This window comes from Bradyrhizobium sp. th-b2 (assembly GCF_000426785.1).
Lineage (GTDB): Bacteria > Pseudomonadota > Alphaproteobacteria > Rhizobiales > Xanthobacteraceae > Bradyrhizobium > Bradyrhizobium septentrionale.
Genome location: NZ_AUGA01000176.1, coordinates 1 through 4,801 on the forward strand (window position 1 = coordinate 1; position 4,801 = coordinate 4,801).

The following is a 4,801-nucleotide window of genomic DNA, read 5'->3' on the forward strand; positions in this document are numbered from 1 at the left end:
ATGTGAGCGATGGCGATTTTATTTCGCTGTGTATGTCGATGGCTTGCCGTCCGTAGAGATCAGCCCGCGTGACACTGCAAAAAAAAAGCCATGGGCGCGGCAAGTGTGTCCGAGATTGCACTTTTTCGTCGGCTTCCGGGCGTATTGCGGGTGTGGGATATCATCATCACCGCCCTGCCTTCGGCTTTTATCGGTGACTGAGAGTGTTGCGCTCCCGCCTGACCTGGGGAGTGCATCACATGCCGGAATGTCATTCCCCTCGCATGATCGAGCGATCTCGCTGCCCCAAGTGCGACATTCGCATGATGCTGGTCTATGTCGAGCGCAGCTTTGCTGGTCCCGATTTGCGCACGCTTGTATGCCCTAAGTGCGAACTGGCCTACAAGGCGCTGGCAGACCAATGAAAGAACCAAGCGGGCTGGCTCATCCGCCCTTTCACGAGCCGCCGGTCGTCAACGATCAGGCCAACAGCCGCGCCACCACCCTGCTTGATTTTTGGGTCCCTTGGGGCATGTCATAAAACGCGGGGTCCGACCGCGCCACCGGGCTTATCGAGGATATTAGGTACGAGAAAATCCGTGGTTACAGGGGGCGAATGTCTATCGACCACCAAGCCAATACCGGATCACACGACCGCCAAGCCAAATGATGACGCCCCACGCACTGATCAACAATCCTAAGGGATCGTAGTTCGGCCGAGCGAAGAAGAGCCAGACGACGATCCCACCAGCGATCGCGATCACGGCGATCCATGAGGCAATCCAGTACAACAGGTTTCCAAGATGCGATGCCATCAGCGGATACCTTGGGTCGCTCCAGATTTTTTCCGGGAAGGACCTCAGAATGGAGCTGCTCGACGTGCCGATGACGTACCCCCAAACTAAGTTACTGTGAAGGCCGCGAGATAATGCCGGGACCGCGGTACCGGACTTACTGAGGATATCTGGTGCGAGAAAATCCGTGGTTGCAGTTACAGGGGCGCTGGTCTCACTCGATGTCCGCTATGCGCCGATAGCGACGAACTTCCGCAGCGCAGCGAAATGACGCGATGGGCCAAAACCAGAAAACATAACGGCTTAAATGTCGAGTAGCCAAGGCACATCGGCACGGCACCTACCATCGCTTGGCGGGTCATTTGTGATATGATGTGGGTCATCAGACGCTGTTAGGCCCGCAAGGGTCGCACCGAATTCATCTCCACGTGTCAGGCGAAGTACACGTCTTCACCATTCTGCTACAGGGCGCAGGCCGTGCATTTGACCGGTCCATTCATTGCGATCACGGGGAAGGAGCCTACCGATGATATTTCCGGCGCAGCAGTCCATTCTGGCACTTTTCGCAGCTACTTTCGCGTTGATCTATACGATCCCTGGCAGTGCGACCGCTGAGGAAAAGCCTACCATCTTTAACGAAATTGTCGTGACACTGCTTGGCACGGGTGGCCCCGAACCAACGGCCTTGCGTTTCGGGCCGGCCACACTCGTTCAAGTCGGCGGACAAAATCTACTATTCGATGCGGGTCGAGGAGTGACGGCACGCCTCTATCAGTTGGGTATTTCATCAGGTAAAGGCATCGATGCAGTCTTTCTGACCCACTATCATTCGGATCATGTTGCTGGCCTGCCTGACCTATGGATGACAGGATACATGTTCGGGCCGTTTGGATCGCGTGCCAAACCCATGAGGCTGTGGGGTCCATCCAACGGCTCAGCCTCGCCAAGCGGTGTGGCAAAGATTGCCAAGGGCCTTGCGGAGACATTTTCGGATGACATGAGCATCCGTCAAGCTGACGAACACATCTCAGCGGCTGCCATGCAGATTGAGGTCCACGACTTCCAAGCGGACGGCGTGGTGTTTGACGAGGGCGGCGTGAAGGTCACGGCGTTTGCGGTCAATCATGGCGACCTGATCAAGCCATCGGTGGGCTATCGGATCGACTATGCCACCCGATCTATAACGATTTCAGGTGACACCAAATTTGACGAAAACCTGATTAAGCACGCAACGGGAACCGATCTGTTGATCCACGAAGTCTTTGCGCTTTCGGCACAACTGGCAAAGTTGCCGCAATTGAAGCCGGTCGCAGACCATCATACATCGCCTGAGGAAGCCGGCATCGTATTTTCGCGAACAAAGCCCAAGCTCGCCGTCTTTTCGCACGTCATCCTGCTTGAAACAAAGGTGACTGAGCTTGTGACCAGAACACAGAGCACTTACGCGGGCCCGTTGGAGGTCGGAGAAGACCTCTTGCGCCTAACAGTGGGAGAACGCGTGGTTGCAACGAAATGGAGTTCAGAACTTCGAAGGCATCCAGATTAGCCCATGTCCGCTTCGGGTCATTCGCGACCCGGTTGAACCAGCGGCAGTCCGGCCATGTCCACTATGCCGCCGAAAGCGGAAGTGAGCTATCCTGTCCATGCGCAACATGAATGAACACGATGGCCTGTAGGACGACGACTCTCGGCTTTCAAGGTAGGTGAGACGATGGGTGCTCATGCCAATGCTATCCAAACCTACATTCGAGCAAAGGACGAAAATCGACCGCATCTTCTGGCCGGTGCTTTTGCTCATGACGCCAGCTTACAAATGAAAGTTGAAACGGAGAACATCTCCTTTCCACCAGCGTCAAAAGGCATTGAAGCAATTACGCGAGTCCTAGTTAGAGATTTTGGGCGAGCATACGAGAACATCTACACTTTCTGTTTGGATAACTATCCCCGCGACGGGGAGGCTGAGTTCCGGTGTCGATGGTTGGTTGGCATGTCCGACAAAGAGACTAAATCGATCAGGGTCGGCTGCGGACATTACGACTGGCAATTCGGGAGCAGTGAATTGATCCAAAACCTGACAATAACGATCAAAACGATGCTCATCCTATCGTCGGACCATCATCGACAAGTCATGAACTGGTTGTCTCATTTGCCTTACCCTTGGTGTCCTGCGGACGCCGCAGCAGCGGCAATGCCGCCCCTCTCGGAGCTAAGCGAAATCCATCAATTCCTGATGCAAAACTGCGCGTAAACAAGCCAGATTGGGGCTGCGGTAATGATTGCCCTTCACGCTGACGCTCCAAGGAAGTACTCGACCGCGACGCAACAGGAACGACGTTGATGACCGAGACCGTCCCCATTGATCGCCCGCCCGTCGCCAAGGCGGCTGTCTCTCGACGGCGATCAGCCAAGCCCGCGACCGTCAGCGCGTCTGCACCGGCGCAGCATCTCGATTGCTCCCGGACCTACATCGGCAAGCTCGAAGCCGAAGGCGTGATCCAGCGGCAAGCTGACGGCTTCCCGCTTGACCAGAGCCGCCTTGCCTACCTACGATACCTGCGGCGCGAGTGGCAGCAATCGCCGCGCGCGGAGGCTGATGCCGCACACGTCGCAGTAAAGACCGAGATGCTGCAGATGCGGCTGATGGAGAAGCGGCGCGACCTTGTGCGCCGGTCTGATGTCGATGCGCTAATCGACGGTTGCTGGTGTAACCCTGACTGCACTATCGAGCCTGCCTGCGCCGTGCGCGCCGCGTGGCGATCTTGCGGCCCGGCGTAGCATCGAGCGGGTCGTGTTCGAGGTGCGCACCGAGTTAGGCAAGGTCTGCCTTGAGATGGCCGATAAGTGCGGCGATCCGTTGGACGACGACGCATGCTGATCGACGAGCCGTTCCTATTTCAGTGATAAGGACAGCCCCGTAGAGCACGCGGCAAGCACAATAGGCTGCGGTGGAGCGCGACTGAGTTATTCGCCCGTCGGTGGGCAGGGTGTCCGCGTTGACCCAGCAATGTTTTGCTGCGGCTTCCTTTCTGATTGGCGGAGCCGGTCGATTTGCGTGCTCTGGCTCGCCGGTAACTCTCGATCTATTTCTAACAAGGCCTGTAGTGCTTCGCCAATCTCTAGGACGATTGCGCGACTATGTGTGTGGTCAATGTCAATGGAGTTTCGCATGACGGCATCCTCCCTGCGCAAAACCCCATTGGTGCCCGACATCAAGGTCGAGCGGCCACTCCAGTTCTGTCGTGCATCAAACGGAGACCGTCGCCTTTGGCTATCGAGCGCGAGCGCTTGTGTCATTGAACAGCGGGTCCAATAGGACCTTTAGCTATCTCCGCGAGATGCGCCATCGTTGGACGGCGGGCGACGGTCTCGTAGGTCAAATCATTTGTGACGACATCCGTTCCCGGAAAATTAACGGACGTTCAGATTTCTTTGGGAAATCGGGAACTCCCAAGGAACCACGGCGCGTGCCAAAGATGTTCTTCAGGATGTCCGCCCCTAGCTAAGCGTGCTTTGGTGGTTGAAGCCCCCAGTGACGAGGCCACTGACGCGCTCGGGGCCTCCATCCGAAGCCGTTGTGCTTCGTTACCCCCTTCGTTGGGCCCGGCACGCCATCCACCGCAAGCTGTAGCGGCTTGCCGTTCCCGGGATGTCCGGCGCATCCTGGCACCATGGGCACCAAGTGTCGCAGATGGCACAATCCCGTATCCCTCCATTGAGGGCCGCCTTGTTTGACGGACGCGAGCGCTGCAGGTCCTAGGGGTAATCCTAGGAGAAGCGCTATGACGATTTCGCGGGCAGAGGTGATCACATCGGTCGAGCGGCGGCGTCGGTGGTCACAGGATGAGAAGGAACGGCTAGTTGCAGCATCGTTCGAGCCCGGAGCCACTGTTTCCGAGGTGGCTCGCATGGCCGGCCTTCATGTGAGCCAGCTGTTCAGGTGGCGCAAAGAGCTTTGCAAGCACGGTGAAACGAGTGTAGCGCCGTTGGTGCCGGTCGAGATTGGGCCGTCTGTGCCGCCGCGGGATGTG

General features: G+C 57.1%; 5 protein-coding genes. 4 read left to right on the forward strand and 1 reads right to left on the reverse strand.

The annotated features are described in order from the left end of the window. Positions 1 to 599 precede the first annotated feature (599 nt). Positions 600 to 794: a hypothetical protein gene (locus K359_RS0147050; protein ID WP_029085153.1), complete on the reverse strand. Its 195-nt coding sequence runs from the start codon at positions 792 to 794 to the stop codon at positions 600 to 602. 505 nt (positions 795 to 1,299) lie between these two features. On the opposite strand from K359_RS0147050, the gene K359_RS56370 reads away from it, so the two are divergent. The 4 genes from K359_RS56370 to K359_RS60650 form a co-directional block, all read left to right on the forward strand. Next, positions 1,300 to 2,319 carry an MBL fold metallo-hydrolase gene (locus K359_RS56370; protein WP_051346841.1) on the forward strand — a complete coding sequence of 340 codons (1,020 nt, stop codon included), beginning with the start codon at positions 1,300 to 1,302 and terminating at the stop codon, positions 2,317 to 2,319. A gap of 165 nt (positions 2,320 to 2,484) precedes the next feature. After that, the gene (locus tag K359_RS0147060) at positions 2,485 to 3,021 is read left to right on the forward strand and encodes a hypothetical protein (RefSeq protein WP_029085154.1); all 537 of its coding nucleotides are present in this window, start codon (positions 2,485 to 2,487) and stop codon (positions 3,019 to 3,021) included. 89 nt (positions 3,022 to 3,110) lie between these two features. Continuing rightward, entirely contained in the window at positions 3,111 to 3,548 is a 438-nt protein-coding gene (locus K359_RS0147065; protein ID WP_029085155.1) for a hypothetical protein, read from the forward strand. A gap of 1,004 nt (positions 3,549 to 4,552) precedes the next feature. Then, positions 4,553 to 4,801, forward strand: a 249-nt coding sequence (locus K359_RS60650) for a transposase (protein ID WP_156929115.1), incomplete at its 3' end; no start/stop codon positions are given.

Excerpts from the sequence above, each read along its gene's own strand:
- K359_RS0147050 (WP_029085153.1), bottom strand. The coding sequence starts at position 794 with ATGGCATCGCATCTTGGAAACCTGTTGTACTGGATTGCCTCATGGATC.
- K359_RS56370 (WP_051346841.1), top strand. The coding sequence starts at position 1,300 with ATGATATTTCCGGCGCAGCAGTCCATTCTGGCACTTTTCGCAGCTACT.
- K359_RS0147060 (WP_029085154.1), top strand. The coding sequence starts at position 2,485 with ATGGGTGCTCATGCCAATGCTATCCAAACCTACATTCGAGCAAAGGAC.
- K359_RS0147065 (WP_029085155.1), top strand. The coding sequence starts at position 3,111 with ATGACCGAGACCGTCCCCATTGATCGCCCGCCCGTCGCCAAGGCGGCT.